Below are 24,895 nucleotides of genomic sequence, written 5' to 3'. Positions count from 1 at the left end.
TGGAGGTAGGCCTGCAGAGGCATAGGTCATCGGGGCCGCGCTGTCTACTATGACGGTCAGCGGAGGTACGCCATGCTGACCCACCCTTCCATCGTTTTAACGTTGCGCCGTCATCATCTGTTCAGCCAACTGCCGGAGAAAGTCTTCGAGGAAGTCTGCAGCCTGGCCATGCTCAAGCGCCTGAGTTGTCACAGCACACTCATGCATCAAGGGGATCCGGCCAGGCGCTTTTTCCTGCTGGTCAGCGGCCAGGTCAAGTTGTACCGGCTCACCGGCGAAGGCCAGGAGAACCTGGTGGAGATCATTCAGCCCGGCCAGACCTTTGCCGAAGCCTTGCTGTTCAGTCAGGCCCGGCTCTACCCGGTGAGCGCCACCGCGCTGAAGGACAGCGTGCTGGTGAGCATCGACGGCAACCATTATCGTCATGCCCTGGAGGACCAGCCAAAAGTCTGCCTGGCCATCCTCGCGAGCATGAGCGTTCACCTGCACCTGCGTCTGCGCGACATCGATACCTTGACCATGGCCAGTGCGAGCCGTCGGGTGATCAATTTCCTGTTCCAGGAACGCCACCCGGTGACCGGCCAGATTGTCTTGCAGATGTCCAAACGCCTGGTGGCGTCGAAGCTGGGAATTCAGCCGGAAACCTTTTCGCGGATACTGCATCGCCTGGTGGAAAGCGGCCTGATTGCCATGGAACGACGCCACATCAGCATCCTCGCTGAAGAGGAACTGGCCGCTTTCCAATAGTCGGAATTGACCGCCATCAAGGCGTCCTGCCATGCCTCTTGCACACTGACAGAGCCCATCCACGGAGAGTGCAAATGCCCCATTCAACCCTGCCTTTGGTTTACTCCTGCTCAGGCTGCTCCAATGTCGCCCAACTGGCCAACACCCTGGCCGTGCGCCTGGATCGCAGTGGTCTCGCTGAAATGTCCTGCATCGCCGGTGTCGGCGGGCACGTGGCAGCGCTGGTCAACAAAGCGCGCTCGGGGCGCCGGATCTTCGCGCTGGACGGCTGCCCGCTGCAATGCGTAGAGAACTGCCTCAAGCAACATGGCCTGCATGCTGATGTACACCTGATTCTCAGCCACTACGGGCTGCGCAAACGCCATGGCGAGGACTGCACGCAGGCGCAGAGTGATGAGTTGTTTGAAGGGATCAGGCAGTTGATTGCCAGTGATGCTCGCCAGCATGAAAACCGCCAGGAAACGATGGTCTGAGGACCAACGAAAATCCAACTGTGGGAGCGAGCCTGCTCGCGATGAGGCCGCGACATTCAACATTGATGTCGACTGACACTCCCTCATCGCGAGCAGGCTCGCTCCCACACTTAATCTATGTTGGTCATCCCGCCGCCAAGCCCTTCCCTGCCCGCTCCAGATTGCGCCACAGCCACACAGGCAACACATCAGGATCAAGGCTGTCGATCAGGTTCTTCAAGGCCAGTCCCAGTTCGGTATCGCCCTCGATCACCAGACGCCGACGAAAGAACAACGTGTCCGGATCTTCCTGGCGGCTGGCCAGGAGTAAAAATTCGCGCCAGTTACCGCTGATGGTCACGTTCGCCGTGGCGCGCTCGGCAATCCGCAAGCCCTGACGACTGAGCGTCAGGTACCAGGACAAATCCAGGTCCGGAATCCGCAAGCACAGCCAACGCCCGCGCAACACCTCAAACTCGCCATCGCGCAACGGCCCGGCGAGGCAGCGATTCAGCGCCTGCTGCAACGCCAGGCGCTGAACGGCAAAAGGCACCCGTCGCACCAGTGGCAACAACCGGTCGGCACCTTTCAACAGCCACTTCTTTCGATTCAACACAGGCCAACCTCCTCGACGCGCAACATGCCGGCCTGGCCATGCCAATAGCCATTGCAACCTTCGACGAACAACGGTGGAGTCTCACCCAGTCGAACCCGTTGATAAGCGGCGATCACCTCGGCCATGCCCTGGGCACGGGGGCTCAAGCGCAACAGATCGGCACCGCAGGCCACTAGTCCGGCGTAATCGGCCAGCAGATTGGTCACCTCGGCCGACATCGTTTGAATACCGTTAAGGGTAAACAGTGGTTGCCCTTCCTGGCTGGTCAGCGCCAGGCCATCGGGGTAGTTGATGCAGCAAAACCGGCAGTCGTCCTTGGGCCGGTTTTCTGCACGGGCAGTGAAGCAGCGGGCGGAATAGGCCAACGGCAAATGCCCATAGGCGAAGATTTCAACTTCCGGCACTGCACGGCCCAATTCACGCACCTGCCCGATCACGTCGCTGATCAGCGCCGCCGAACACTCCACCGGCGGCACCCAGCGAGTCATTCCGCTGTCGAGTAATTGTGCCAACGAGTGGCCGTTGTACAGGTTGAGGGCCGGGCCGCCCACGAACGGCAACTTGCGCTCGGCCAGGAATTGCACCGCGCCCATGTCGTTGGCTTCCACCAGCAATTGGCCGTTGTCGCACAGCCGGCGCAGGCTGGAGAGTTCGGAGGCGGCCTCGATCAGCGTCAGGCTGGAAAGCACCAACTGTGCCTGGCTGCATTCCTGTAACTCGCGCCCCAGTCCCAGCCATTGATCCAGGGAAAAGGCCCGGCGTTTGGAGCACACGGTTTCCCCCAGATAAATCACGTCCAGGGGCAAGGTCGACATGTCGGCGTAAAAATTGCTGAGTTGCTCTTTGTCCCAATAAAACAGGACCGGTCCCAGGCTGAGCTTCATGTCGCGTCCCTCATTGCCATGATCGATGATAAGCGCCCAGGGTGGTCTGGCTGCCTTCGGACAAACCGGCCAGTACCTGACGCCATTCTTCCTTGACCCGGAAGCTGCCTGGCGCGCCACGATGGGCGTCCAGTGCCGCGCGCCAGACCCGGGTGACTTGTTCGACATACGCCGGGCTGCGTTGGCGGCCCTCGATTTTCACCGCTTCGACGCCGATGGCCGTCAATTCCGGCAGCAAATCCAGGGTGTCGAGGCTGGTGGGCTCCTCCAGCGCATGAAAGCGTTTGCCATCGACCAGAAAACGGCCTTTGCACAAGGTCGGGTAACCGGCCGATTCGTCAGGGGTGTAGCGATCGATCAGCACTTCGCTGAGGCGCGCGCTCAAGCCTTCGGCGTCCTCGCTCCAACGCACGGCTTTGGCTGGCGAACAGACACCGCACAGGTTCGGCGACTCACCGGTGATGTAGGACGACAGGTGGCAACGCCCTTCGGCCATGATGCACAAACTGCCAAAGCCAAAGACCTCGATGGGCACCGGGCTGCTGGCGGCGACTTGACGAACCTGCGCCAACGACAACACCCGTGGCAATACCGCGCGACGAATGCCGTAGCGCTGCGCATAAAACTCCAGCGCCGCGGCATGGGTTGCCGAACCCTGAACCGACAGATGCAAGGCCAATTGCGGGTGACGCTGACTGGCATAGTCGAGCACCCCGGGGTCGGCAGCGATCAGTGCATCGACGCCGAAATCGGCGGCACGATCCACCGCCCGTTGCCAGCGCTCCCACCCCTTGGGTTGTGGGTACGTGTTGACCGCGACGTAGAGTTTGCGTTGATGTTGGCGGATGTGGGCGACGGCGGCGTCGAACTGTTTGTCGTCCATGTTCAGCCCCGCGAAATGCCGGGCGTTGGTGTCATCGCGAAAACCGACATACACGGCATCGGCGCCTTGGCGCACCGCCGCTTTAAGCGCAGGCAGGTTCCCTGCCGGGCAGACCAGTTGCATGGGTAATCCTCATCAAAAAGCGCAGTCCGGAGCCTAATCAGCCATGGTTGGAATGCGCTTGTGGCGAGCGAGCTTGCTCCGGGCGGCGTTCCGACGCTGGACTGCTCAGCAGGCCTGAATAACAGGGCCGCTTCGCGACCCAGCGGGAGCAAGCTCCCTCGCCACACAGTCTAGCGAGACCAGCAGGCACAGCCTTGACTGCAATCAATTGCCATCAATGCATCAGGTCGGCGAAGGACAGGAACATCACGTTGTCGTGCTTGAGCACTTGCTGCTCACACTCGATCACCGCCAGTCCGTCGGCCCAGCACGCGGCGGTCAACATGGCCGAGCTTTGCTGAGGGTGCAGTTCCACACTCAACTGGCCATCGGCGCCGGGCATCAACCTGGCCCGCAGGTATTGTCGACGCTTGTTACGCTGCAACCAGTCGAACCCGGCGGGTACAGCCAGCGGCACTGGCAGCACGTCAGTCACACCCTGGGCCCTGAGCAGGAACGGACGCACCACCACCAACGCGGTAATCAACGCCCCTGAGGGGTTTCCCGGCATACCTATCCACGGTTTACCGGCCACTTCGCCATAGGCCAATGGCTTACCCGGCTGGATGGCCAGCCGCCAGAAATCCACGCTGCCCAGCTCCTCGATGGCCTGTTTGAGGTGATCTTCCTCGCCGACCGACACACCACCGGAGCTCAACAGCAAGTCGCATTCCGAAGACGCCAGGCTCAAGGCATGCCGGCTGGTCACCAACTCATCGGCCATGACGCCATAGTCATGCACCTCGACGCCCCAGCCGCGTAACAACGCAGCGAGGCAATACCGGTTGCTGTTGTAAATCTGCCCCGGCGCCAAGGGATCGCCCGGTTCACGCAGTTCATTACCGCTGCTGAGCAGGCACACCTGCAACGGCCGATAGACCTCGACCCGCGCGATCCCGGCACCGGCCAGCAACCCCAGTTCTTGTGCGCGCAGGCGTTTGCCGGCCTTGAGCAACAGATGCCCGCGGCGAACTTCCTCGCCCTCCTTGCGCACGTGATCGCCAACGGATACCGGCGGGAACCAGACGCGCTCGCCCTCGACCCGGCAGCGCTCTTGCGGCACCACGGTATCGGCACCCGGTGGCAAGGGTGCACCGGTAAAAATTTGCACCGCCTGTTGCGCGAGCAAGGGCGAACACGCCTGGTCCCCCGCCGCAATTCTCCCGCCAATCGTCAAACAGCCACCTTCCGCTGGCAGGTCACCAGCCCTGAAGGCATAGCCGTCCATGGCACTGTTGTCCCAGGTCGGCAGGTTCACCGGGCAATGAATGTCCGCCGCCAGCACCCGCCCCATGGCTTGATCCAGACGAACCATTTGCGCCGGAGGCGGCGGTGGTGCCTGGCCCAGCAGACGGCTGATGGCCTCGTCCACGGGCAACAGGTGGCCGAGGTCACACACCCGGCCGCTCATGTGCGTGTCTCGCAGGCGTCGATGACCCGCTGCGCCTGCGCTTTCAAATGCGGGGCGAAGTTACACGGGCCGGTGCGACTGTCCAGTTGCTCAAGCAGAATTTTGTTCCAGGCGGTTCGGCAAGCACCCGGCGAGCCAGGAACGCAGCACACCAGTACGCCGTTGCTCATCCCGGCCAGTGCCCGGGACTGCAGACTGGACATGCCAATCTCCTCCAGCGACACCTGGCGGAACAATTCGCCGAAGCCTTCCACATGTTTGTCCAGCAGTGGCAGCACCGCTTGCGGTGTATTGTCGCGAGCGGTGAAACCGGTGCCGCCAGTCATCAATATGACTTGCACCTGAGGGTCGGCGATCCATTGGGAGACCGTCGCGCGGATCTGATAAATATCGTCCTTGACCAAGCCACGATCGATCAACACATGCCCGGCCGTTTGCAGCAAATCCGCCAGGGTCTGCCCCGAGGTGTCGGTGTCAAAGGTGCGCGTATCGCTGATGGTCAGTACGGCGATGTTCAGGGGTTCAAACGTGCGTTGCGTCAGATGGGCCATATCCAGGCTTTCCCGTAAATGAAGGGTATGGTCCAAAGCCTGAACCGGAATGGCGAACGAGCCTATTCCTCCAAGGAGGTACCTCGTCGGGGGACATAAGTAGAATGTCCAGACACAGAACCTGTGGGAGCGGGCTTGCCCGCGATGGCGATACTCGACTCAATACATGTATTGATTGAAATGACGCCTTCGCGGGCAAGCCCGCTCCCACACGGTCCCCCATCGCTTTCAAGGTGCCAACCGGCTCCGTTTCCACAGGCCATCGCGCAACCGGTAATCGAGACGGTCATGCAAACGGTCGGCACGGCCCTGCCAGAACTCCAGACGTTCAGGGTGCAGGCAATAGCCGCCCCAATGCTCGGGACGCGAGACGGTCTGGCCAACGAAGCGCTTGATGGTTTGCGCCAGCATCGATTCCAGCGCGGCACGACTGGTCAACGGACGGCTTTGCGGTGAAGCCCAGGCACCCAGGCGACTGGCCATCGAGCGAGAATCGAAGTACGCATCCGAGAGTTGCGGGTCGAGGCTGGACACCTGCCCTTCGATGCGCACCTGTCGCTCCAGCCCCGGCCAGAAAAACGTCATGGCGGCGTAGGGGTTGGCGGCCAGTTGCCGCCCCTTGTCGCTCTGATAATTTCCGAAAAAAGTAAACCCTTCATCGCTCAAGCCTTTGAGCAACAGCACCCGGCAGTGCGGCCGTCCTTCGTCATCGACCGTCGCCAGCACCATGCTATTGGCCTCGACAGGTGCGCACTCGGTGTCGCGGGCCTGTTGCAGCCATTGCCGGAACATCGCCAGCGGATCGTCCAGCGCAGCCTCATCTCGCAGGCCATTAAGGGTGTAGTTACGGCGCATTTGGGCCAGGGACAGGGGCATGACGGTGATCTCCGGAAGGTTTTGCGCAGTGTGCGAGGCACTGCGCGATACCACCTTGACCGTCATCAACACCGAGCGTCGAAGCGGCAGCGCCCTGACCTACTTCAGACGCAGGCGCCGCGCCAGTTTGTGCAAATTGCTGGGGTCAACTTCCAGCATCCGCGCGGCACCGGCCCAGTTGTCCCCCGACAGGCTCAGGGCCTCGAGGATCTTCTTGCGCTGGTAATCGTCGACGGCTTCGCCCAAGGGCTGGAACGGTAGATCAGCCGTAATCGTCCGGGATGGCTCGACCTCTGCCCCCGGTGCTGCCATCGGGCTGTCGAGATCGAGAACCTCTGGCTCCAGCGTCACGATCGACGTGCGACTCGTCCCGCGACTGAGCTGCTTCAACGCGGCCCGACTGATGACGTGCTCGAGTTCGCGCACATTGCCCGGCCAGGTATATGCCAGCAAGGCTCGCTCTGCCGCCGGCGACAAACGCAAACCTCGCAGGCCGAGTCGCGCCCGATTGAGCTCCAGAAAATGCCCGGCCAGCATCAACACATCATGACCACGCTCGCGCAGGGCCGGAATCGGCACCGGGTACACCGAGAGCCGGTGATACAGATCGGCCCGAAACAAGCCATCGCGGATGCTGTCCGGCAGGTGCCGGTTGGTGGCGGCGATGATTCGCACATCGACATGCAATGGCTTGTCGGCGCCCAGGCGCTGGATCTCGCCGTTTTGCAGGGTGCGCAGCAATTTCGCTTGCACACTCAAGGGCAACTCCCCGACTTCATCAAGAAACAGTGTGCCACCGTTGGCGGCATCGAAGCGTCCGGCGCGGTCACTGGTGGCACCGGAAAAGGCGCCTTTGACATGCCCGAACAACTCACTCTCCGCCAGCGACTCCGGCAAGGCGGCGCAGTTAACCTGTATCAGCGGTTTGTGGTGGCGCCTTGAAAGACGATGCAAGCGCCGGGCGAACAGCTCTTTGCCGACGCCGGTCTCGCCCAGCAGCAATACCGGCAGATCGGAATCGGCCAGTACATCCAGCTCATTGAGCAACTGATGCAACACCTCACTCTGCCCAAGGATCTCGCCCTCCCCGACGGGCATGCGCAAGTCCTGGGGATCGCTACGGGACAGGCGCAAGCTGCGGTTTTCCTGTTCCAGACGGGTGACCCGGACGGCGGCTTCGATCTGCAAAGTGCAACGCTTGAGTTCTTCCCGCGCCCGGTTGTCAAAGGTCCCGGCGTGCAGCGCATCGAGGGTGATCGCGCCCCAGATCCGCCCCTCGACATACAGACTCACGCCCATGCAGTCATGCACCGGCAGCGGCTCGCCGACATGGTTGTCGAGCAAGCCGTCGTAGGGGTCCGGCAGGCGGCTGTCGGGCTCGAACCAGGTCGGCTCGCGCGACGCCATGATTGCCGCCAGCCGAGGATGCTGGGCGATGACGAACCGGCGCCCCAACGCTTCATGAACCAGCCCCACCGTCGCAACGGGCCTGAGGCTGTCGTCATCCAGACGTAGCAACCCCACGGCGCCACTGTTGAAGTATTCGCGCAAGGTCTGGACCAGGCGTTGCAACCGTACGGCATTGGGCAACTCGACAATCAGGTCGGCTGCCAGGCTTTCTCGCAGCATGGTAGTAATCACCCTTTATGGTTGGATTCACCCTGAAGCGTCAGGGTGCCTATCACCACAGCTAAAAATTAATCCATGGTTTTCAATCAGTTGAACATGGCATGCCGGATGCAATGGGCCTGGGGAACCTGTTGAAACCTAAACAAGGAACCCTGATGAGCCAGCCCCTATTGGAACAAAGCCTCGGCCAACTGGCCTGCGACATTCCCGGTGCCACCCGGATCTTTCACACCTTCAAACTGGACTTCTGTTGCGGCGGGCATAAAAGCCTGCGTGAAGCGGCCCTTGGCAAAAACCTCGATCCGGTCCTCATTGCCGACGCCCTGCAGATTCTGCAAGACGCCGGCGAAACCCAACACGACTGGCGCAACGAACCAACGGAAACGCTGATCGCCCACCTGCTGACGCGCTACCACGCCCGCCACCGCGAGCAACTGCCGGAATTGATCCGCCTGGCCCGGCGCGTCGAGCAGGTCCATGGTGCGCGCAGCAGTTGCCCCAACGGCCTGGCCGATCTGCTGACCGACATGCAGCAGGAACTCGAAGGCCACATGCTCAAGGAAGAACAAGTGCTCTTCCCGATGCTGCAACAAGGCGTTGGTCCTCAGGCAGCACCGCCAATCCAGGTGCTGCGTTTCGAACATGATCAACACGGCGAAGCGCTGGAGAAGATGCTCGCCCTGACCAATCACATCATCCCGCCCACCGATGCCTGTAACACCTGGCGAGCGCTCTATCGTGGGCTGCTGGAATTCAAAGACGACTTGATGCAACACATCCACCTGGAAAACAACGTGTTGTTCATCAACGCCCTGAACCCTCGTCACTGATCGATTTTCGGAGGCCGCTTTCGCGAGCAGGCTCGCTCCCACATAGGGTGGCATTCCAATGTGGGAGTGAGCCTGCTCGCGAATGGCGTCACCACGGATTTACGGGTTTTCCAGCACGATCAGCCCTGCCAATAGAACATGGCCTTGGCCAGGATCACGATCAACACCATGTGCCCGAGGATGCTGCGACGAATCCAGCTTGCGCGGGTCGCGGTCAGGCGTGCATGGGTCAGCCAGTAGGCCAGCAGCAAGTAATGACCAACGATGCTCAAGGCCAACAGGATTTTCAGGCTCAGCAACGTAGCAAAACTGCTGGCCAGCGGCTGACTCAATGCGCCCCGGTATTGCCACGCCAAACCGATGCCGGCGCCATACAACAGCAACACCACACCATGCAGAACCTTACGCGAACGCAGGGCAATTGCCTGATCCGCCGTCACTTGCGCAATCTCCGTCAACGGCTGTCGCGCGCGATGCCAGATGACCACCTCGAAAAACAGCGTCCCGATGAAGGCGATTGCCGCCAGCAGGTGTGTGACCAGAAAAAAGGGATACATCAGCGGCAGCCTCCATTCATTCGCGCATTCATCCCGGATGACCGTCAACCCGGGCCCGTAGCAACATCGGCCCATAACGCCAGGCATACAACGCAAACGCCAGCGCCCAGCACAGGCCGGCCAACCACAATGCGGCCAAGGGGAAGAACAGAATCAACACCACCCGGCTCAGACACGCCAGGTTGAGCAGAATGAACGCCAGGGTCATGCCCGAGGGCGGTTCCAGAGGGCGACCGGTGTGGCCCAGACTGACCCGCGCGATCATCGCCAGCACCAGGCCAGCCATGGCCCCTATGGTCAAGCAATGCACCGCCAGACTCGGGTTAACCGGCACACCGAAATGCCACAGCGCCATTGCGAGACAAGCCACCGCCAACCAGCCATAGGCCAAATGCAACGACCACAGCAACGGCACACGCCAGAGTGCCCGGTCATGCCAGCGCACCAGACGCACCACATGCCCTGCCGCCAGCACCGCGAACAGCAGGCCCACCCAGACATTGGGGGCGAGCGCAGGTCCTGCGGCATACAACAACGCCACCAGCGGCGAACCGACCAACAGCAGTCGATCCAGCCAGGGCCAGGCGGCAACGCCTTCAACCCGACCAAGGCCGCGCTGGGTGAAGAACGGAATGACCCGCCCGCCGATCAACCCCATCATCGCCGCCACCAGCCAGAGGCCGCTCAACACGCCTTGGCGCTGCCAGCCTTCATGCCCCTCGACCAGACCGTACAGAGACAACCCGTCAGCCAAGGCCAACAACATCAAGACCACCACAATCGGGTAGTTACGTTTCTGCCGCACCTTCCACAAGGTGAAGCCCATGAGCACCGCCAACGCCAACGGGAACGCCAGCTCCAGCACTGCAAGCAACGGCCACGGCACATTGGCCAGCCAAGCCACCCGCGCCAATAACCACAGCAACGCCAGCGCGGCCAACGGTTTGCCGCTGAGGCCTGGGCGACCGGTCCAGGTTCGCACCGCCGTCAACAGAAACCCCGCGATAATCGCCAACCCGAACCCGAACAGCAATTCATGCCGATGCCAGCCCAGCCACCCGCCCGCTGGCTGCCAGCTGGAAATCGAACCACTGAACGCCGCCAGCCAGAGCGGAATGGCCAGCACCGCCACCAGGCAACCGACGAGGAAAAATGGCCGAAAGGCCAGCCGAAACAGCGGCGTGATTGCCATCGCTTTACGGCGGTCAAGCACTTGCATAAAACCACTCCTCTACCTGTTTGCTGACCTGGCGCCAACCCGCACGCGCCGAGGTAAATCCTGGGGCCATCATCGGGTATTACCGATCCATTGCCTTTGTCGCAGATCAAGTGTGCAAGGGACGTGCCCCGATACTCATTCGAACCCCGGTGGCGAGGGGGCTTGCCCCCGTTGGAGTGCGAAGCGCTCCTGAAACCAGCATCCGCGACGCGTCAGATAGAACCCATCAGCCGGTTTTACGACTGCTGCGCAGCCGAACGGGGCGATGCGGCGTTCCGACAAGCCCCCTCGCCACGGGGTGATCAGCTCAGGGTACAAATGACCCTTTAATGGTTATTTAAACCCTAAAGACCACGGTATTTTCTACCCTGATCGCTGAGAGCCCCACTAAACAAAGGCCTCCGGGACTGGCCCGCGTCTTGCTCTGCATGGGCAACCCTATAGAAATCTTGGATCCCTCTCGATTACCCGGAGTCGTCATGAAGAAAGTCATCCAGCCACTGGCCTGGTTCGTGGTGTTGACGTCGATCCTGGCCCTGGCCAGCGGCATTTCCCTGGGCCTCGTCTGACCTGATCCCCTTCTCAATCCTCAGGATGAATTCTTATGGTGCTTCATCGTGTCCATCACCAGATTCTGCGCAGTCATCACTTGTTCGAGCCGCTGAATGAAGAACAGCTGAATGAATTGATGAGTACCAGCCACTTGCTGAACATCGACAAAGGCGAGCCGTTGTTTCATCAGGGTGAGCCGGCGGATTCGTTCTATTTCATCATTGCCGGCGCGGTGAAGATCTACCGACTGACACCGGATGGGCAGGAGAAAGTGTTCGAAGTCATCAGCGATAGGCAAACCTTCGCCGAGGCGATGACGCTGATGGACACTCCAAACTATGTGGCCTCGGCCGAAGCGATCTGCCCCACCCAGCTCTACCGTTTATCCAACAGTACCTACATGCGCTTGCTGCAGAGCAATAGTCGGCTGACCTTTGCACTGCTGGGCAAGCTCTGCGTTCGCTTACATCAACGGGTCAACGAGATCGAAACGCTGTCGCTGAAAAACGCCACCCACCGGGTCGTGCGTTACCTGCTGACGCAACTGGTGCGCCAGCAAACTGTAAGCAGCCATTTCGAGCTGCCGATGGCCAAGCAACTGATTGCCGGGCATCTGTCGATTCAGCCAGAAACCTTTTCGCGAATCATCCGCCGCTTGATCGATGAAAACATCATCACTCAGGACGGCCGTCAGATCGCCATTCTTGATCGTCTGCGCCTGGAACAGTTCGAGTGAGTACCCTGCCCGTCTGCCTGTATTGCCAACATGCCAACCCTTCACAAGAAACCGAGTGCCAACAATGCGGCATGCCCCTGCCCGCACTGGCCGAATACGCCGGGGAACGTCGGCAGCGCCGATTCATGTGGTTCTGCGTTGGCCTGACGATCTTTTGCGTGGTGATGTTTTTCTGGCTGCCGCGCAGCATCAGCTGATGCTGCGTTGATTGACCGGGGTTCAAGGTTGGGTCAGTTGGCGGTACAACTGCGGCAAGCGCAGGGGGAGTTGTTCGGGCTGGCGGATCAAGGTGTAGCCATTGGCGCCGAACATGTAAGGCAGGTAATCCCCGGCCTCGCGATCAATCGTGATACAGAACGGCGTCAGCCCCTGACGCCGTGCCTCCAGCACCGCCTCGCGGGTGTCTTCAACACCGTAGCGCCCTTCATACAGATCCAGATCATTGGGTTTGCCATCCGTGAGCAACAGCAACAGTTTGCTACGCCGCTTGCTGTTGCCCAGCAAATGTGTGGCCTGGCGAATGGCGGCGCCCATGCGGGTGTAATACCCCGGTTTGAGCCCTTGAATGCGACCTCGGGTGTTGTCGTCATAGCGCTGGATGAATGACTTGAGTTCCTGCATGCGCACTTGCTGACGGCGCAGCGAGGAAAACCCGTACAGGGCGAAATCATCACCCAGCACCGACAAGGTTTCGCCGAACAGCAGCAGACTGTCGCGGATGACGTCGATGACACGATGCTCATCGTTCAGGTGGGCGTCGGTGGACATCGACACATCGGCCAGCAACAGACACGCCAGGTCGCGGCGCGTCTGGCGTTGCTCCATGAACAGACCGCGTTCGGCGCACTGGCCGTGCTCACGCTCAACGTGAAAATCCAGCCAGGCCTGCATGTCCAACTCTGAGCCCTGGGGTTGCTGGCGCAACCACTGGCGATCATTACGAAGATGCTCGAACTGGCGCCGCAAGCGCTGCGCCGAGGCCTTCAGTCGAGATGGCAACGGCTGCGCTTCACAGTCACGGGGCACCATCATTTGCAGATTGACGAAGCTGTTCTGCATCTGTTGTTTGCGATAGTCCCACTCCGGCAACTTGATGCCCTCGCCCAAGGGAATATCGTCGACATCGGCCGGTGGTAAATCCAGGTGCAGCTTGAGGCCGCCACCCTTGCGCAGGCGAGTGCGCGACAGGGTCAATTCATCCAGGTCGTCGGCGACTCGGGCGGCGTCCGGGTCTTCGCTGTCATCCGACCAGCGATCCAGATCCACGTGCTCGGTCCAGCTGAACAGGTTCTCCAGACGCACCACCAACAGCCCGCCATCGCGGGTGCTTTCGTCGATCCGCGTCGCGCGTTTACGCCCGCCTTTCTGTTCGCCGGGCGGCGTGGTCAACGACTCTTCGGATTCATCGCCCAGATCGGCAGTCTGGGGGCTGGCGAGGTGTTGCGGCGGGTACAACCATAGCGGCAACGGCCATGCGACCCGTTCGCTACGGGGAAAATGCTCGACACTGCCGGGCTCGCGCAACGCCTGGCATAACGCCCGTTCCAGCGCCGCTTCGCTGGCGTTCAACGAGGCCGGATCGGGGCGCAATTGCAGATGGGCATCGACCAGTCGTTGGTAACGAACACGCAGCGCGGGATAGCGTCGCAGCAGCTGCTGCGTCCAGCGTTGATTGTCCCGGCCCCAGTGGCGCATCGGCCCGGCCTGTGCCGCCAGCAACGCGAGCCAGCGGTAGAGTTCCTCATTCAGTGCCACTTCAGGAAACACCGCCAGGCTCGATGGCAGCCGCAAATTACTCGCGTCACACCACGCCAACGGCACTTGTTTGCAGGTGCCGGCTATCTGCTGCAACACGTTGCGGCGCAGCAGCAGATCGCGGGCGCTGGCCGCTTCCACACCGACACCATTGGCACCGCCCATGGCGCGAAACAACAGCGCCAGCGGGCGTTGCTGGCTGGCCAGTTCAACCCGTGCTTCGGGGAAATCAGGGCTGGCGCGCCGGGTGATGAAACGATGCCAGACACTGCCTACCCACTCTTCCAGTTCGACGGTAAACGCCATGATGCTTGCCCTTGCTGGAAACCAAAAAAACGGCCCGCTGTATCAGCCGGGCCGACCTTTTCTAGCCATTACACCCGTTCATGAAGGCACAACCGCCGCCGGGGCGCGCGAGGCTGCGCGGCCACGTTGCTTGAAGCTGAACAGGTAGCAGAGCAGCCCGGCGAAGAAGCCGAGACCGGCGCCCAGACGGGCCCAGAACAGCACCTGCAGATGTTCGACCGTGGACATGAATGGCAACGCGACCCCATCAGCCTGCCAGCGTTGCAGGTAAACCTGGACGACGCCGGCCGCGGTGAGGAACAGCGTGATCATCACCATCGACAGGGTCATTAACCAGAAGCCCCAGATTTCGAGGGTCTGTGAACGCTCGTCACCCGCTTCACCCAGCCCGCGCAGTCGTGGCATGGCGTAGCTGATCAAGGTCATCACGATCATCGCGTAAGCACCGTAGAAGGCCAGGTGACCGTGCGCTGCCGTCAGTTGCGTACCATGGGTGTAGAAGTTGACCGGCGCCAGGGTATGCAGAAAGCCCCAGACACCCGCACCGAAGAACGCCGTGACCGTGGTGCCCTTGGCCCAAAGAGTGGCCGCGCGGTTCGGGTGTTGCCGACGACGGTTTTTCACCATGCTAAAGGCAAAGATCACCATGGCCAGGAACGGCAGCGGTTCGAATGCGGAGAAGATTGAGCCGACCCACAGCCAGACCTCGGGCGCACCGATCCAGAAGAAGTGGTGACCGGTGCCGATGATCCCGGTAATCAGCGCCATGGCGATGATCACGTAGAGCCATTTCTCCACCACTTCCCGGTCGACGCCGGTGATCTTGATCAGCACGAAGGCGAGCATCGACCCCATGATCAGTTCCCACACGCCTTCCACCCAAAGATGCACCACCCACCACCAGTAGAATTTGTCGCGGGCCAGGTTACCGGGGTTGTAGAAGGAGAACAGGAAGAACACTGCAAGGCCGATCAGCCCGGTCATCATCACCATGCTGACGGTGGTCTTGCGACCTTTGAGCAGGGTCATGCCGATGTTGTAGAGGAAGCCCAGGCATACCACCACAATGCCCATCTTGGTGATGGTCGGCTGCTCCAGGAACTCCCGGCCCATGGTCGGCAGCAGCTCGTTATGCGTCAGTTTGGCCAAGCCCGCATAAGGCACCAGCAGATAGCCGAGAATCGTCAGCACACCGGCGGCGGCGAATACCCAGAACAGAATGATCGCCAGCTTCGGGCTGTGCAGTTCGCGGTCGGCCTCTTCCGGAATCAGGTAATAGGCAGCGCCCATGAAGCCAAACAGCAGCCAGACGATCAGCAGATTGGTGTGCACCATCCGCGCCACGTTGAAGGGAATGATCGGGAACAGAAAGTCCCCCACCACGTATTGCACACCCATGATCAAACCGAACAGCACCTGACCGAGAAACAGCATCAGGGCGAACACGAAGTACGGTTTGGCCACGGCTTGCGAGGCGAATTTCAGATGCGGATTAGCGATGCTCATCTCTTAGCCCTCCTTGTTTGGCGGCCAGCCATTGGTGTTGATGTTCGAGCTCCATTTGAGGAACTCGGCGATGTCATCCACCTCTTGCTCGCTCAACTTGAACTGAGGCATTGCTCGCCGCCCCGGTACACCCAGCGGCTGCATTTTCATCCAGGCATGCAGAAAGGGTTTGAAGCCCTCCTCCCCACCGCGCCGCTGGAATACGTTGCCCAGCTCTGGCGCAAAGTAGGCGCCCTCGCCCAGCAGCGTGTGGCAGCCGACGCAGTTGTTTTGCTCCCAGACCGTCTTGCCGCGAATCACTGATTCGGTTAACTGCGCTTCGTTGCTGCGCACTGGAAAGGTCTGTTCCGTGTGATAGGTCAAGGCCAGGAATATCAGGAAGAAAAAGACGCTTCCCCCGAAATAGATGTTCCTGGCCATGCCTTTGGTGAAGGTCTCTGACATGGTCGCTTCCTCTTTGCTTGGCGTGCCCATGATAGAAAGCGAGGGGGTAAAACCTGCTTGATGGCGATCAAGAAAGGCAGATGGTTTTGGTCGGGCATTACATCGAGAAGCCGAACGCCTGACCTGTGGCGAGGGAGCTTGTCGGATCGCCGCACCGTCCCGCTCGGTTGCGAAGCAGCCGTAAAACCTGTGCCTGCTTTCTATCTGAATATTCGCGGTGACTGGTTTTAGGGCCGCTGCGCGCCCCAACGGGAGCAAGCTCCCTCGCCACAGATGGCTAGCGGAACGACGCCAGCGTCAGCCCCACAACCACCGCCAACACCAACGCCCAGCTCACCATCAACCGCCGCCACCATCGCGGCGCGTGGCACATCTCCATGAAGCCATCGGTGATCAGCCAGGCCTTGCCAACCGCCACCAGCAAAATGGCAATGGACAACAGCCACGTCGCGCCGACTTGTGACAACACAACGGTGCACACGCTTAATGTGGCCAACGCTGCCCAGCAGACGAGCAAAAGCCTGGAAGCCGACATCAGAACCTCCGTCAATTCAGCACGTAGACCAGCGGAAACAGCACGACCCAGATCAGATCGACCATGTGCCAATACAGCACACCCGATTCAAACCCGCTGCTGTTAGCGGCGTTGTACAGGCGTCGACGGCAGCGCTCGGCCAGCCATCCGAGAATGACCATGCCGAGCAATACATGGAGAAAGTGAAAACCGGTGAGGATCCAGTAGAGGGTGAAAAACGTGTTGTGCTCCATGCCCAGCCCCGAGGCCAGCAAGTGCTGGTATTCGGTAAGTTTCAACACCACGTAGACGCTGCCGGCAAGCAACGCGGCCAGCAGAAGCACGGCGCCGTGGCGGGACCGGGAGCGCCTGACTTGCTCCTGAGCCAGCGCGGCGAACAGCCCGGCGGTGAGCAGGCTCAGGGTCATTGCCAGGCCGGTAGAGGTGTTGAGCAATTGACGGCTTTCACCGAACAGCTGCGGCTTGAGTGCCTGGGTCACGGCGAACGCCAGCATCAGGATGGCGAACACCGACAACTCGGCCAAAATGAAAAACCACATCGCCAGATCGCCCGGCAGGTGGCCACGCGCAACGTCCCTGGACTCAACCGAAGTGGACATCAACCACGCCCATCAGCGCCGCAACTGTCAGTGGATCATCGCTCAGCGGCTCGGCCAGGCAGGCCATGCACGCTTCACGCGGGCTCATGCCGGAGCGGATCATACGCGCGGTAAAAATCAGCAGCCGCGTCGAGGCGACTTCCTCAAGATCATGCTGATCGAGCCTTCGCAGGGCCTGCCCCAGTCTGACCACTTGCGCCGCCAGCGCGCTGTCCACCTGCGCTTCCCGGCTGACAATGCGCTCTTCGTCGGCCACCGGCGGATAGCCGAAACGCATCGCCACGAACCGTTGCCGGGTGCTGGGTTTCATGCCTTTGAGCAGGTTCTGGTAGCCGGGGTTGTACGACACGACCAGCATGAATGACGACGGCGCCTGCAGCACTTCGCCGGTGCGTTCCAGGAACAACTCGCGACGATCATCGGCCAGTGGGTGCAGTACGACGACTGTGTCTTGCCTCGCCTCGACCACTTCGTCCAGATAACAAATGCCGCCTTCACGCACCGCGCGGGTCAGCGGTCCGTCCTGCCACCAGGTGCCTTGGGCGCCAATCAGATGACGGCCAATCAAGTCGGCGGCACTCAGATCGTCATGGCAAGCCACGGTGTACAGCGGCAGCTTCAGCCGATGGGCCATGTGTTGGACAAAACGGGTCTTGCCACACCCCGTCGGGCCTTTGATCAGCACGGGCATGCCGTGTCGCCAGGCTTGTTCGAACAGCGCCTCCTCATTATTGAGCGGTTGATAGAAGGGTTCGCAAGACTGGATTCGGTCCATGGGCTGTCTGTTCCAAATGCGGATTCAAGCCACACGCTACGGGCCCCTGCGACAACCTGGCAAGTGACATGGCCAGCAAACTTGATCGCGGTCAAGCGAGCATTGGCCTGCTCGGGCATAGCCTTGCACGGCACTAAGAACCTGCGTTCTGCGCTGCCGTTCCAGCACATCGCAAAGGTCTTGCCTGAGGAGAAATGGAATGCTGATCAGCAATAGAAAAACGTTTGCTCTGACTGTCGCCACATTGTGGTCGGCGCTGGCCCTTGCGGTGACTCATGCGGCCAGAGCCGACGAGCCCGTCGCTGCTGCGGCCAGCCCGCTGATGGTCACAACCGCCGGAGCGCCCGACATGAGTCAGGCCGAGTTCGACGCGTCCAAGGAAATCTACTTCCAGCGCTGCGCCGGCTGCCACGGCGTACTGCGCAAAGGCGCCACGGGCAAACCACTGACGCCGGACATCACCCAGTCTCGCGGCCAACCGTATCTGGAGGCGTTGATTACCTACGGTTCACCGGCGGGCATGCCGAACTGGGGAACATCGAATGCGCTGACCAAGGATCAGATTACGGCCATGGCCAAGTTCATTCAGCACACACCGCCCACGCCACCGGAATGGGGCATGGCCGAGACGCTGAAAACCTGGAAAGTGCTGGTCAAGCCCGAGGATCGTCCGAAGCAGCAACTGAGCAAACTCAATCTGCCGAACCTGTTTTCGGTGACGTTGCGCGATGACGGCAAGATTGCCCTGATCGACGGTGACAGCAAGAAAATCGTCAAGCTGATCGAGACCGGTTACGCGGTGCACATCTCGCGCATTTCTGCCTCCGGTCGCTACCTGCTGGTGATTGGTCGAGACGCCCGGATCGACATGATCGACCTGTGGCCGGTGGAGCCGACCAAGGTCGCCGAAGTCAAAGTGGGCATCGAGGCGCGCTCGGTGGAGACCTCCAAGTTCAAGGGCTACGAAGACAAATACACGGTCGCCGGCTCCTATTGGCCACCGCAATTCACCATCATGGATGGCGAAACCCTGGAACCAAAACAGATCGTCTCGACCCGCGGCATGACTGTCGACAAGCAGGAATATCACCCAGAACCCCGGGTCGCGGCGATCATTGCCTCCCATGAATGGCCGGAGTTCATCGTCAACGTCAAGGAAACCGGCAAGGTCATGCTGGTCAATTACCAGGACATCAAAAACCTCACCATCACCTACATCGATGCCGCCCCCTTCCTGCATGACGGCGGTTGGGACAGCACCCATCGCTACTTCATGACTGCCGCCAACGACTCCAACAAAGTCGCCGTGATCGACTCCAAGGATCGCAAATTGGCCGCCCTGGTGGACGTCGGCAAAACCCCTCACCCGGGTCGTGGCGCCAACTTTGATCATCCTGTCTACGGGCCGGTCTGGGCCACCAGCCACCTGGGAGACGACGGTATCTCGCTGATCGGTACCGACCCGGTCAAACACCCGCAATACGCCTGGAAACAGGTTGCCTCGCTCAAGGGCCAGGGCGGCGGTTCGTTGTTCATCAAAACCCACCCCAACTCGCGCCACCTCTATGTCGACACCACCCTCAACCCGGACGCCAGGCTGAGCCAGTCGGTGGCGGTGTTCAACCTCGACAAACTCGACGCCGGTTACACCGTGCTGCCCATCGCCGAGTACGCCGGTATCAAGCAAGGCGCTATGCGGGTCGTGCAGCCGGAATACAACAAGGCCGGCGATGAGGTCTGGTTCTCCGTGTGGAGTGGTCAATCAGAGGAGTCGGCACTGGTGGTGATCGACGACAAAACGCTGAAGCTCAAATCGGTGATCAAGGACAAACGACTGATTACCCCCACCGGGAAATTCAATGTCTACAACACCCAACACGACATTTATTGAGCTCCATCAATGCAAGGAACGACCATGAAAAATACTCTGCTTTCACTGTTCGCCCTGACCGCTGCGCTGAGCGTGCAGCCGGTTGTGGCCCAAGATGCGCAGGAACTGTTCAAGAGCAAACCCTGCGCCGCCTGCCATTCCATCGACACCAAGCTTGTTGGCCCGGCGCTCAAGGATGTCGCAGCCAAGAACGCTGGCGTGCCCGAGGCCGTGGACACCCTGGCCAACCACATCAAGAACGGTACGCAGGGCAACTGGGGCCCGATACCCATGCCGGCCAACCCGGTAACGGATGACGAAGCGAAAACACTCGCAACTTGGGTCCTGAGTCTCAAATAGCCAACGGAGGGCGCCATGATGGTTCATCGACACGCAGTGGTTCTGGCGGCCCTCCTCCTCTTTTGCGCGACCTCGGTTGCGGCGCCGGACGCCAAGCGTCAGGCCCAACTCGAGCACCTGCTGGCCCAGGATTGCGGCGCCTGTCATGGACTGCACATGACCGGCGGGCTGGGTCCCGACCTGACGCGTGCAACGCTGGCAGGCAAGCCCCGCGACAGCCTGATTGCCACCGTCACCCAAGGCCGCCCCGGCACCGCGATGCCCGGTTGGGGCCCACTGCTCAGCCCGGACGACATCCGTTGGCTGGTCGATCTTCTTCTCCAGGGATACCCCGCACCATGATCCGTTCAACCCTGCTTTTAGCGGCGACCGGGCTGTTGTTGTCCGCCTGCGCTCAGTCACCCTTGCGTGGTACCGGCGATCTCGGCGTGGTGGTGGAGCGCACCACCGGCAGTGTGCAAATCATCGAAAGCGATACCCGCACGGCACTGGCCCGACTTGAAGGCTTCGGCGATCTGTCCCATGCCTCGATAGTGTTTTCCCGCGACCAGCGTTATGCCTACTTGTTCGGCCGCGACGGCGGGTTGAGCAAAATCGACCTGCTGACCCAACGCATCGATCAACGGGTGATACAGGGCGGCAACAGCATCGGCGGCGCCATCAGTCAGGACGGCAAACTCATCGCTGTGTCCAACTACGTGCCCGGCGGAGTCAAGGTGTTCGATGCCGAAACCCTGCAACAGGTGGCCGATATTCCGGCCACGCCCCTGGCCGATGGCAGCAAGCGCTCACGGGTGGTCGGCCTGGTCGACGCGCCCGGTCAGCGTTTTGTGTTCAGCCTGTTCGATACCGGCGAGATCTGGACCGCCGATTTCAGTCAGGGCAACACGCCGCAAATCAGCCGTTTCACCGACATCGGCCAGCAACCCTACGACGCGCTGATTACCCCGGATGGTCGCTACTACATGGCCGGGCTGTTCGGCGAAGACGGCATGGCGCAACTCGACCTCTGGCATCCGGAGCGCGGGGTGCAGCGAGTGCTCGGTGATTACGGGCGCGGCCAGGCGAAATTGCCCGTCTACAAGATGCCGCACCTGGAGGGCTGGGCCATCGCCGATCACCAAGCCTTCGTGCCCGCCGTCGGCCGTCATCAGGTGCTGGTGATGGATTCGCGCACATGGCAGCAGACCGCTGTCATCCCGGTGGCCGGCCAGCCAGTGTTCGTCACCTCGCGGCCGGACGGTCGACAGCTTTGGGTGAACTTCGCCTACCCGGACAACGATCGGGTCCAGGTCATCGACATCGAAACCCACGCCGTGGTCGCCGATCTACGGCCGGGGCCGGCGGTGCTGCACATGGAATTCACCGCGCGCGGCGACCAGTTGTGGCTGTCGTTACGCGATGGCGATCAGGTTCAGGTCTGGGATCCGTACAGCCTGAAGCAGCTGAGCACCCTTCCCGCCACCGCGCCGAGCGGCATCTTCTTCAGCAGTCGCGCGCAGAAAATGGGCTACTGAAATGAACCTCGACCTGCTCAGCCGCCAACTGATCGACCGCTTCCAGCACGGCATGCCGTTGTGCCCAGAACCTTACAAGGAGATGGCGCGGATTCTCGGTTGCCGCGAGGCCCAGGTGATGGATTGTCTGGAAGCAATGGCTCAGGCCGGCACCCTCTCACGCATCGGCCCGGTGTTCGAACACAGCCGCGCCGGGGCCAGCACCCTCGCCGCCTTCGCCGTGCCCGCCGAACGTCTGCAACAGGTCGCCGAGCGCGTCAGCCTGTATCCCGAGGTCAATCACAACTACGCACGGGAGCATTTCTACAACCTGTGGTTTGTGCTGACCGGGCCTGATCGCCCCCACATCGAACGTGTTCTCGAACAACTTGAGAACGACACCGGCCTCGTTCCGCTGGATCTGCCGATGTTGACCGCTTACCGCATCGACCTCGGTTTTGCCTTGGGAGAAGGCCCATGAAGCCGGGATTGAGCCCCGAACAGACACAGGCGCTGCGTCGGCATCTGGAAGGCGGATTGCCGCGGGTATCACGCCCTTATCAGGCCCTCGCGGAACGGATAAGCGCCGATGAAAGCCAGGTGCTCGCGCAAATGCATCAGTGGCACGAACAAGGGCTGTTTCGGCGGGTCGGTCTGGTGCTCAACCATCGCGCGCTGGGCTTTACCGCCAACGCCATGCTGGTGCTGGATGTTCCGGACGCACTGATCGACGAAGTCGGCCAGCGCCTGGGGCGAGCGCCCGGTATCACCCTCTGCTATCAACGGCCACGGCGCCTGCCGCAGTGGCGCTACAACCTGTTCTGCATGGTTCACGGGCGCCAACGCGCGCAGGTCGAGGCGCAGATCCAGGCGTTGCTGGAAGAACACTTGCTGAGCGACCTGCCCCATCAACTGCTGTTCAGCACCCAAGCCTTCAAACAATGTGGCGGACGCTTTGCCGCCTCCTCAACGGGAACCAAGCCCCATGGATGATCTTGACCGTCGGTTGATCAACCGCTTGCAACTGGGCCTGCCGCTGGTGCGTAACCCCTGGCAGACGCTGGCCAGCGAACTGGACAGCAGCAGTACTGAATTGCTCCACCGCCTCCACGAACTGCTTTGTGAGGGAATACTCACGCGCTTCGGTCCGATGTTCGACATCGAACGCCTCGGTGGCGCCTTCACCCTCGCGGCGCTGGCAGTGCCGGAAGAACGGTTCGAAGAGGTCGCCGCGCAACTGCACGCCCTGCCTGAAGTGGCGCACAACTATCGACGCGAACACGCCTGGAACATGTGGTTCGTGCTCGGCTGCGCGACCGAACAAGGCGTCACCGAAACCTTGCAATACATCGAAACCCTGACCGGTTTGCCGCTGCTCAACGTGCCCAAAGAGGAGACTTACCATGTCGGTCTGTACTTCCCGGTCTGAAGACACCCTGGCACACCGACTGATTGAACTGACCCAGGCCGGCCTGCCGCTGCTGGATGACCCGTGGGCCTGGCTCGCCGAACAGCTGGACCTGAGCATCGAATCCACCCTGGATTTGCTCAAGCGCTTGCAGGCCGAGGGCGCGATCCGACGCATCGCCGCCGTCCCCAACCATTATCGCTTGGGCTATCGCTACAACGGCATGACGGTCTGGGATGTGCGCGACACCGACATGCCGCGCCTCGGTGCGCTGATCGGTGCGCAGCCTTTTGTCAGCCATTGTTATCGACGCCCGCGCCGAACCGCGTGGCGCTACAACCTGTTCGCCATGGTGCACGGTCGCAGCCGCGAGGAAATCGACAGCTACCGCGAACACCTGCGCTACTTGCTGGGCGATGCCTGCGCCGCCGACGAGATGCTGGTGAGCAGTCGCATCCTGAAGAAAACCGGTTTACGGCTACCGCCAGTACCACGCTGAACACCCGCTGGTTCAAGGAGAGTTGCATGTTGAGGATCAGCCACTACCTGCGTGCCCTGACCGGCCAGGTGCCCGCCCCCAGAACCAGCCCACCGGGCAGCAACCGGCCGCCGGTGGTGATCTGGAACCTGCTCAGGCGCTGCAACCTGACCTGCAAACACTGCTACGCCACGTCCGCCGACAGCGTCTTTCGCGACGAACTGGATACGCCCGCCGCGCTGACGGTGATCGACGATCTGCACGATGCCGGCGTGAAGGTATTGATTCTTTCCGGCGGTGAACCCCTGCTGCGTGACGATCTGTTTGTGCTCAGCGCCTATGCCCGCACAAAGGGTTTCTTTGTGGCGTTGTCCACCAACGGCACATTGATCGATGAGCAGAACATCGCGCAGATCCGCGCAGCGAATTTCGACTATGTCGGGATCAGCATCGATGGCCTGGAAGCCACCCATGACGCGTTCCGCCAACTCAAGGGCAGCTTCGCCAGTTCCATGCGGGCGATCCGGCTCTGTCGCGAACAGGGCATTCGCGTCGGTCTGCGGACCACATTGACCCAGGAGAACCATGCGCAGCTGCCCCAACTGCTGGCGTTGATGCGCGAGTACGACGTGCAGAAGTTTTATCTGTCGCACCTCAACTACAGCGGTCGCGGCAAACGCAGCCGCCAGCTCGACGCCCGGCAGCAGATGAGTCGCGAAGCGATGACGCTGATTTTCGAACGGGCCTGGGAAGACATCCAGCACGGTCGCGACAGCGATTTTGTCAGCGGCAACAACGACGCCGACGCGATTCTCCTGCTGCAATGGGTAGGCCTGCATCTACCCGAGCATTACCGGCGCCTGGAACACATGCTCCGCGCCTGGGGTGGCAACGCCTCGGGCAGCGGCATCGCCAACATCGACAACACCGGTGAAGTACACCCCGACACCTATTGGTGGCAGCACTCGGTGGGCAATGTCCGGCACACGAAGTTTCGCACGCTGTGGCTGGACCGCCCGGACGCCTTGTTGCAGCAACTGCGCGCGCATCCGCGCGCCGTCGGTGGCCGTTGTAGCCAATGCCGCTGGCTGAGCATCTGCAACGGCAATACCCGCACCCGCGCCTGGGCCGAAGGTGATCTCTGGGGCCAGGACCCCGGGTGCCACCTCAGCGATGAAGAGATCGGCATACCGCCATTAACGACCATCCCTTGCGTCATGCACTGAAGCACCCGCCTGGCGAGCCATCTGACAAAGGA

At 61.1% G+C, this 24,895-nt stretch carries 29 protein-coding genes; 14 read left to right on the top strand and 15 right to left on the bottom strand.

The window, feature by feature from the left end; translation table 11 throughout:
- Positions 1-72 precede the first annotated feature (72 nt).
- Positions 73-747 (top strand): Crp/Fnr family transcriptional regulator, encoded by a 675-nt coding sequence (locus J3D54_RS21400; RefSeq protein WP_253422408.1) that lies wholly within the window; start codon positions 73-75, stop codon positions 745-747.
- A 74-nt stretch (positions 748-821) separates the two neighbouring features.
- A complete protein-coding gene (locus J3D54_RS21395; RefSeq protein WP_253422407.1) occupies positions 822-1,220 on the top strand; it encodes a putative zinc-binding protein in 399 nt (132 codons plus the stop codon).
- Between the two features lie 124 nt (positions 1,221-1,344).
- Here the strand turns inward: J3D54_RS21395 and J3D54_RS21390 are convergent, their stop codons facing one another.
- The 7 genes from J3D54_RS21390 to norR all read right to left on the bottom strand — a co-directional run bounded on the left by J3D54_RS21390 (position 1,345) and on the right by norR (position 8,211).
- Positions 1,345-1,815 carry an SCP2 domain-containing protein gene (locus J3D54_RS21390; protein WP_253422406.1) on the bottom strand — a complete coding sequence of 157 codons (471 nt, stop codon included), beginning with the start codon at positions 1,813-1,815 and terminating at the stop codon, positions 1,345-1,347.
- Positions 1,809-2,699: a U32 family peptidase gene (locus tag J3D54_RS21385; RefSeq protein ID WP_253422405.1), complete on the bottom strand. Its 891-nt coding sequence runs from the start codon at positions 2,697-2,699 to the stop codon at positions 1,809-1,811. Before J3D54_RS21385 ends, J3D54_RS21390 begins: the two co-directional genes overlap by 7 nt.
- Before the next feature lie 10 nt (positions 2,700-2,709).
- Positions 2,710-3,705, bottom strand: a complete 996-nt coding sequence (locus J3D54_RS21380) for a peptidase U32 family protein (RefSeq protein WP_064617223.1) — start codon at positions 3,703-3,705, stop codon at positions 2,710-2,712.
- Positions 3,706-3,919: 214 nt separating this feature from the next.
- On the bottom strand, positions 3,920-5,155 hold the full coding sequence (glp, locus tag J3D54_RS21375) for a gephyrin-like molybdotransferase Glp (RefSeq protein ID WP_253422404.1): 1,236 nt from the start codon (positions 5,153-5,155) through the stop codon (positions 3,920-3,922).
- A complete protein-coding gene (gene moaB, locus J3D54_RS21370) occupies positions 5,152-5,706 on the bottom strand; it encodes a molybdenum cofactor biosynthesis protein B (RefSeq protein WP_253422403.1) in 555 nt (184 codons plus the stop codon). Before moaB ends, glp begins: the two co-directional genes overlap by 4 nt.
- A gap of 228 nt (positions 5,707-5,934) precedes the next feature.
- On the bottom strand, positions 5,935-6,582 hold the full coding sequence (gene pdxH, locus J3D54_RS21365) for a pyridoxamine 5'-phosphate oxidase (RefSeq protein WP_253422401.1): 648 nt from the start codon (positions 6,580-6,582) through the stop codon (positions 5,935-5,937).
- Between the two features lie 99 nt (positions 6,583-6,681).
- Entirely contained in the window at positions 6,682-8,211 is a 1,530-nt protein-coding gene (norR, locus tag J3D54_RS21360) for a nitric oxide reductase transcriptional regulator NorR (RefSeq protein ID WP_253422399.1), read from the bottom strand.
- Between the two features lie 155 nt (positions 8,212-8,366).
- Between norR and ytfE the strand changes: the two genes are divergently transcribed.
- On the top strand, positions 8,367-9,041 hold the full coding sequence (ytfE, locus tag J3D54_RS21355) for an iron-sulfur cluster repair protein YtfE (protein WP_253422397.1): 675 nt from the start codon (positions 8,367-8,369) through the stop codon (positions 9,039-9,041).
- 119 nt (positions 9,042-9,160) lie between these two features.
- Here the strand turns inward: ytfE and J3D54_RS21350 are convergent, their stop codons facing one another.
- Both J3D54_RS21350 and J3D54_RS21345 read right to left on the bottom strand, forming a co-directional pair.
- Positions 9,161-9,598: a hypothetical protein gene (locus tag J3D54_RS21350; protein WP_253422395.1), complete on the bottom strand. Its 438-nt coding sequence runs from the start codon at positions 9,596-9,598 to the stop codon at positions 9,161-9,163.
- A 28-nt stretch (positions 9,599-9,626) separates the two neighbouring features.
- Positions 9,627-10,817, bottom strand: coding sequence for an NnrS family protein (locus J3D54_RS21345; RefSeq protein WP_253422393.1), 1,191 nt, complete (start codon positions 10,815-10,817; stop codon positions 9,627-9,629).
- 604 nt (positions 10,818-11,421) lie between these two features.
- Here J3D54_RS21345 and J3D54_RS21340 point away from each other — a divergent pair.
- Together J3D54_RS21340 and J3D54_RS21335 are read left to right on the top strand one after the other, a co-directional pair.
- A complete protein-coding gene (locus J3D54_RS21340) occupies positions 11,422-12,105 on the top strand; it encodes a Crp/Fnr family transcriptional regulator (protein WP_253422391.1) in 684 nt (227 codons plus the stop codon).
- The gene (locus J3D54_RS21335; protein ID WP_253422389.1) at positions 12,102-12,302 is read left to right on the top strand and encodes a protein DnrP; all 201 of its coding nucleotides are present in this window, start codon (positions 12,102-12,104) and stop codon (positions 12,300-12,302) included. Before J3D54_RS21340 ends, J3D54_RS21335 begins: the two co-directional genes overlap by 4 nt.
- 22 nt (positions 12,303-12,324) lie before the next feature.
- Here the strand turns inward: J3D54_RS21335 and J3D54_RS21330 are convergent, their stop codons facing one another.
- The 6 genes from J3D54_RS21330 to J3D54_RS21305 all read right to left on the bottom strand — a co-directional run bounded on the left by J3D54_RS21330 (position 12,325) and on the right by J3D54_RS21305 (position 18,025).
- Positions 12,325-14,166 carry a nitric oxide reductase activation protein NorD gene (locus J3D54_RS21330; protein WP_253422388.1) on the bottom strand — a complete coding sequence of 614 codons (1,842 nt, stop codon included), beginning with the start codon at positions 14,164-14,166 and terminating at the stop codon, positions 12,325-12,327.
- A gap of 78 nt (positions 14,167-14,244) precedes the next feature.
- A complete protein-coding gene (locus J3D54_RS21325) occupies positions 14,245-15,672 on the bottom strand; it encodes a cbb3-type cytochrome c oxidase subunit I (RefSeq protein WP_253422387.1) in 1,428 nt (475 codons plus the stop codon).
- A 3-nt stretch (positions 15,673-15,675) separates the two neighbouring features.
- Entirely contained in the window at positions 15,676-16,116 is a 441-nt protein-coding gene (locus J3D54_RS21320; RefSeq protein WP_018927787.1) for a cytochrome c, read from the bottom strand.
- Positions 16,117-16,393: 277 nt separating this feature from the next.
- The gene (locus J3D54_RS21315; protein WP_253422386.1) at positions 16,394-16,651 is read right to left on the bottom strand and encodes a cytochrome C oxidase subunit IV family protein; all 258 of its coding nucleotides are present in this window, start codon (positions 16,649-16,651) and stop codon (positions 16,394-16,396) included.
- A gap of 11 nt (positions 16,652-16,662) precedes the next feature.
- Positions 16,663-17,250, bottom strand: coding sequence for a cytochrome c oxidase subunit 3 (locus J3D54_RS21310; RefSeq protein ID WP_253422385.1), 588 nt, complete (start codon positions 17,248-17,250; stop codon positions 16,663-16,665).
- Complete coding sequence (locus J3D54_RS21305) at positions 17,234-18,025, bottom strand: CbbQ/NirQ/NorQ/GpvN family protein (protein WP_064617210.1); 792 nt, start codon at positions 18,023-18,025, stop codon at positions 17,234-17,236. The genes J3D54_RS21310 and J3D54_RS21305 overlap by 17 nt, the downstream gene beginning before the upstream one ends.
- A 322-nt stretch (positions 18,026-18,347) precedes the next feature.
- Here J3D54_RS21305 and nirS point away from each other — a divergent pair, with 322 nt between their 5' ends.
- The 9 genes from nirS to nirJ are packed head-to-tail and all read left to right on the top strand — an operon-like array spanning position 18,348 to position 24,863.
- Positions 18,348-19,916, top strand: coding sequence for a nitrite reductase (nirS, locus tag J3D54_RS21300; RefSeq protein WP_253426696.1), 1,569 nt, complete (start codon positions 18,348-18,350; stop codon positions 19,914-19,916).
- 24 nt (positions 19,917-19,940) lie between these two features.
- Positions 19,941-20,255: a c-type cytochrome gene (locus J3D54_RS21295; RefSeq protein WP_019649087.1), complete on the top strand. Its 315-nt coding sequence runs from the start codon at positions 19,941-19,943 to the stop codon at positions 20,253-20,255.
- A gap of 15 nt (positions 20,256-20,270) precedes the next feature.
- Positions 20,271-20,597, top strand: coding sequence for a cytochrome c (locus tag J3D54_RS21290; RefSeq protein ID WP_253422384.1), 327 nt, complete (start codon positions 20,271-20,273; stop codon positions 20,595-20,597).
- Positions 20,594-21,772, top strand: coding sequence for a cytochrome D1 domain-containing protein (locus tag J3D54_RS21285; protein ID WP_253422383.1), 1,179 nt, complete (start codon positions 20,594-20,596; stop codon positions 21,770-21,772). The genes J3D54_RS21290 and J3D54_RS21285 overlap by 4 nt, the downstream gene beginning before the upstream one ends.
- A 1-nt stretch (position 21,773) precedes the next feature.
- Complete coding sequence (locus J3D54_RS21280) at positions 21,774-22,232, top strand: Lrp/AsnC family transcriptional regulator (protein ID WP_253422382.1); 459 nt, start codon at positions 21,774-21,776, stop codon at positions 22,230-22,232.
- A complete protein-coding gene (locus J3D54_RS21275) occupies positions 22,229-22,744 on the top strand; it encodes an AsnC family protein (protein WP_253422380.1) in 516 nt (171 codons plus the stop codon). The genes J3D54_RS21280 and J3D54_RS21275 overlap by 4 nt, the downstream gene beginning before the upstream one ends.
- Positions 22,737-23,180 carry an Lrp/AsnC family transcriptional regulator gene (locus J3D54_RS21270; RefSeq protein ID WP_253422378.1) on the top strand — a complete coding sequence of 148 codons (444 nt, stop codon included), beginning with the start codon at positions 22,737-22,739 and terminating at the stop codon, positions 23,178-23,180. The genes J3D54_RS21275 and J3D54_RS21270 overlap by 8 nt, the downstream gene beginning before the upstream one ends.
- Positions 23,155-23,658: a nitrite reductase gene (locus J3D54_RS21265; RefSeq protein WP_253422376.1), complete on the top strand. Its 504-nt coding sequence runs from the start codon at positions 23,155-23,157 to the stop codon at positions 23,656-23,658. Before J3D54_RS21270 ends, J3D54_RS21265 begins: the two co-directional genes overlap by 26 nt.
- A gap of 26 nt (positions 23,659-23,684) precedes the next feature.
- Positions 23,685-24,863, top strand: a complete 1,179-nt coding sequence (gene nirJ / locus J3D54_RS21260; protein ID WP_253422375.1) for a heme d1 biosynthesis radical SAM protein NirJ — start codon at positions 23,685-23,687, stop codon at positions 24,861-24,863.
- Positions 24,864-24,895: the final 32 nt, after the last annotated feature.

Source organism: Pseudomonas sp. GGS8 (assembly GCF_024168645.1).
Classification (GTDB): domain Bacteria; phylum Pseudomonadota; class Gammaproteobacteria; order Pseudomonadales; family Pseudomonadaceae; genus Aquipseudomonas.
This window is presented reverse-complemented; position numbering and strand designations above follow the sequence as displayed.

Excerpts from the sequence above, each read along its gene's own strand:
- glp (WP_253422404.1), bottom strand. The coding sequence starts at position 5,155 with ATGAGCGGCCGGGTGTGTGACCTCGGCCACCTGTTGCCCGTGGACGAG.
- J3D54_RS21285 (WP_253422383.1), top strand. The coding sequence starts at position 20,594 with ATGATCCGTTCAACCCTGCTTTTAGCGGCGACCGGGCTGTTGTTGTCC.
- J3D54_RS21330 (WP_253422388.1), bottom strand. The coding sequence starts at position 14,166 with ATGGCGTTTACCGTCGAACTGGAAGAGTGGGTAGGCAGTGTCTGGCAT.
- moaB (WP_253422403.1), bottom strand. The coding sequence starts at position 5,706 with ATGGCCCATCTGACGCAACGCACGTTTGAACCCCTGAACATCGCCGTA.
- pdxH (WP_253422401.1), bottom strand. The coding sequence starts at position 6,582 with ATGCCCCTGTCCCTGGCCCAAATGCGCCGTAACTACACCCTTAATGGC.
- J3D54_RS21270 (WP_253422378.1), top strand. The coding sequence starts at position 22,737 with ATGGATGATCTTGACCGTCGGTTGATCAACCGCTTGCAACTGGGCCTG.
- J3D54_RS21350 (WP_253422395.1), bottom strand. The coding sequence starts at position 9,598 with ATGTATCCCTTTTTTCTGGTCACACACCTGCTGGCGGCAATCGCCTTC.
- nirJ (WP_253422375.1), top strand. The coding sequence starts at position 23,685 with ATGTTGAGGATCAGCCACTACCTGCGTGCCCTGACCGGCCAGGTGCCC.
- J3D54_RS21340 (WP_253422391.1), top strand. The coding sequence starts at position 11,422 with ATGGTGCTTCATCGTGTCCATCACCAGATTCTGCGCAGTCATCACTTG.
- J3D54_RS21325 (WP_253422387.1), bottom strand. The coding sequence starts at position 15,672 with ATGAGCATCGCTAATCCGCATCTGAAATTCGCCTCGCAAGCCGTGGCC.
- J3D54_RS21310 (WP_253422385.1), bottom strand. The coding sequence starts at position 17,250 with ATGTCCACTTCGGTTGAGTCCAGGGACGTTGCGCGTGGCCACCTGCCG.
- J3D54_RS21385 (WP_253422405.1), bottom strand. The coding sequence starts at position 2,699 with ATGAAGCTCAGCCTGGGACCGGTCCTGTTTTATTGGGACAAAGAGCAA.
- nirS (WP_253426696.1), top strand. The coding sequence starts at position 18,348 with ATGGTCACAACCGCCGGAGCGCCCGACATGAGTCAGGCCGAGTTCGAC.
- J3D54_RS21345 (WP_253422393.1), bottom strand. The coding sequence starts at position 10,817 with ATGCAAGTGCTTGACCGCCGTAAAGCGATGGCAATCACGCCGCTGTTT.
- J3D54_RS21280 (WP_253422382.1), top strand. The coding sequence starts at position 21,774 with ATGAACCTCGACCTGCTCAGCCGCCAACTGATCGACCGCTTCCAGCAC.
- J3D54_RS21315 (WP_253422386.1), bottom strand. The coding sequence starts at position 16,651 with ATGTCGGCTTCCAGGCTTTTGCTCGTCTGCTGGGCAGCGTTGGCCACA.
- J3D54_RS21265 (WP_253422376.1), top strand. The coding sequence starts at position 23,155 with ATGTCGGTCTGTACTTCCCGGTCTGAAGACACCCTGGCACACCGACTG.
- ytfE (WP_253422397.1), top strand. The coding sequence starts at position 8,367 with ATGAGCCAGCCCCTATTGGAACAAAGCCTCGGCCAACTGGCCTGCGAC.
- J3D54_RS21400 (WP_253422408.1), top strand. The coding sequence starts at position 73 with ATGCTGACCCACCCTTCCATCGTTTTAACGTTGCGCCGTCATCATCTG.
- norR (WP_253422399.1), bottom strand. The coding sequence starts at position 8,211 with ATGCTGCGAGAAAGCCTGGCAGCCGACCTGATTGTCGAGTTGCCCAAT.
- J3D54_RS21380 (WP_064617223.1), bottom strand. The coding sequence starts at position 3,705 with ATGCAACTGGTCTGCCCGGCAGGGAACCTGCCTGCGCTTAAAGCGGCG.
- J3D54_RS21295 (WP_019649087.1), top strand. The coding sequence starts at position 19,941 with ATGAAAAATACTCTGCTTTCACTGTTCGCCCTGACCGCTGCGCTGAGC.
- J3D54_RS21395 (WP_253422407.1), top strand. The coding sequence starts at position 822 with ATGCCCCATTCAACCCTGCCTTTGGTTTACTCCTGCTCAGGCTGCTCC.
- J3D54_RS21320 (WP_018927787.1), bottom strand. The coding sequence starts at position 16,116 with ATGTCAGAGACCTTCACCAAAGGCATGGCCAGGAACATCTATTTCGGG.
- J3D54_RS21275 (WP_253422380.1), top strand. The coding sequence starts at position 22,229 with ATGAAGCCGGGATTGAGCCCCGAACAGACACAGGCGCTGCGTCGGCAT.
- J3D54_RS21305 (WP_064617210.1), bottom strand. The coding sequence starts at position 18,025 with ATGGACCGAATCCAGTCTTGCGAACCCTTCTATCAACCGCTCAATAAT.
- J3D54_RS21290 (WP_253422384.1), top strand. The coding sequence starts at position 20,271 with ATGATGGTTCATCGACACGCAGTGGTTCTGGCGGCCCTCCTCCTCTTT.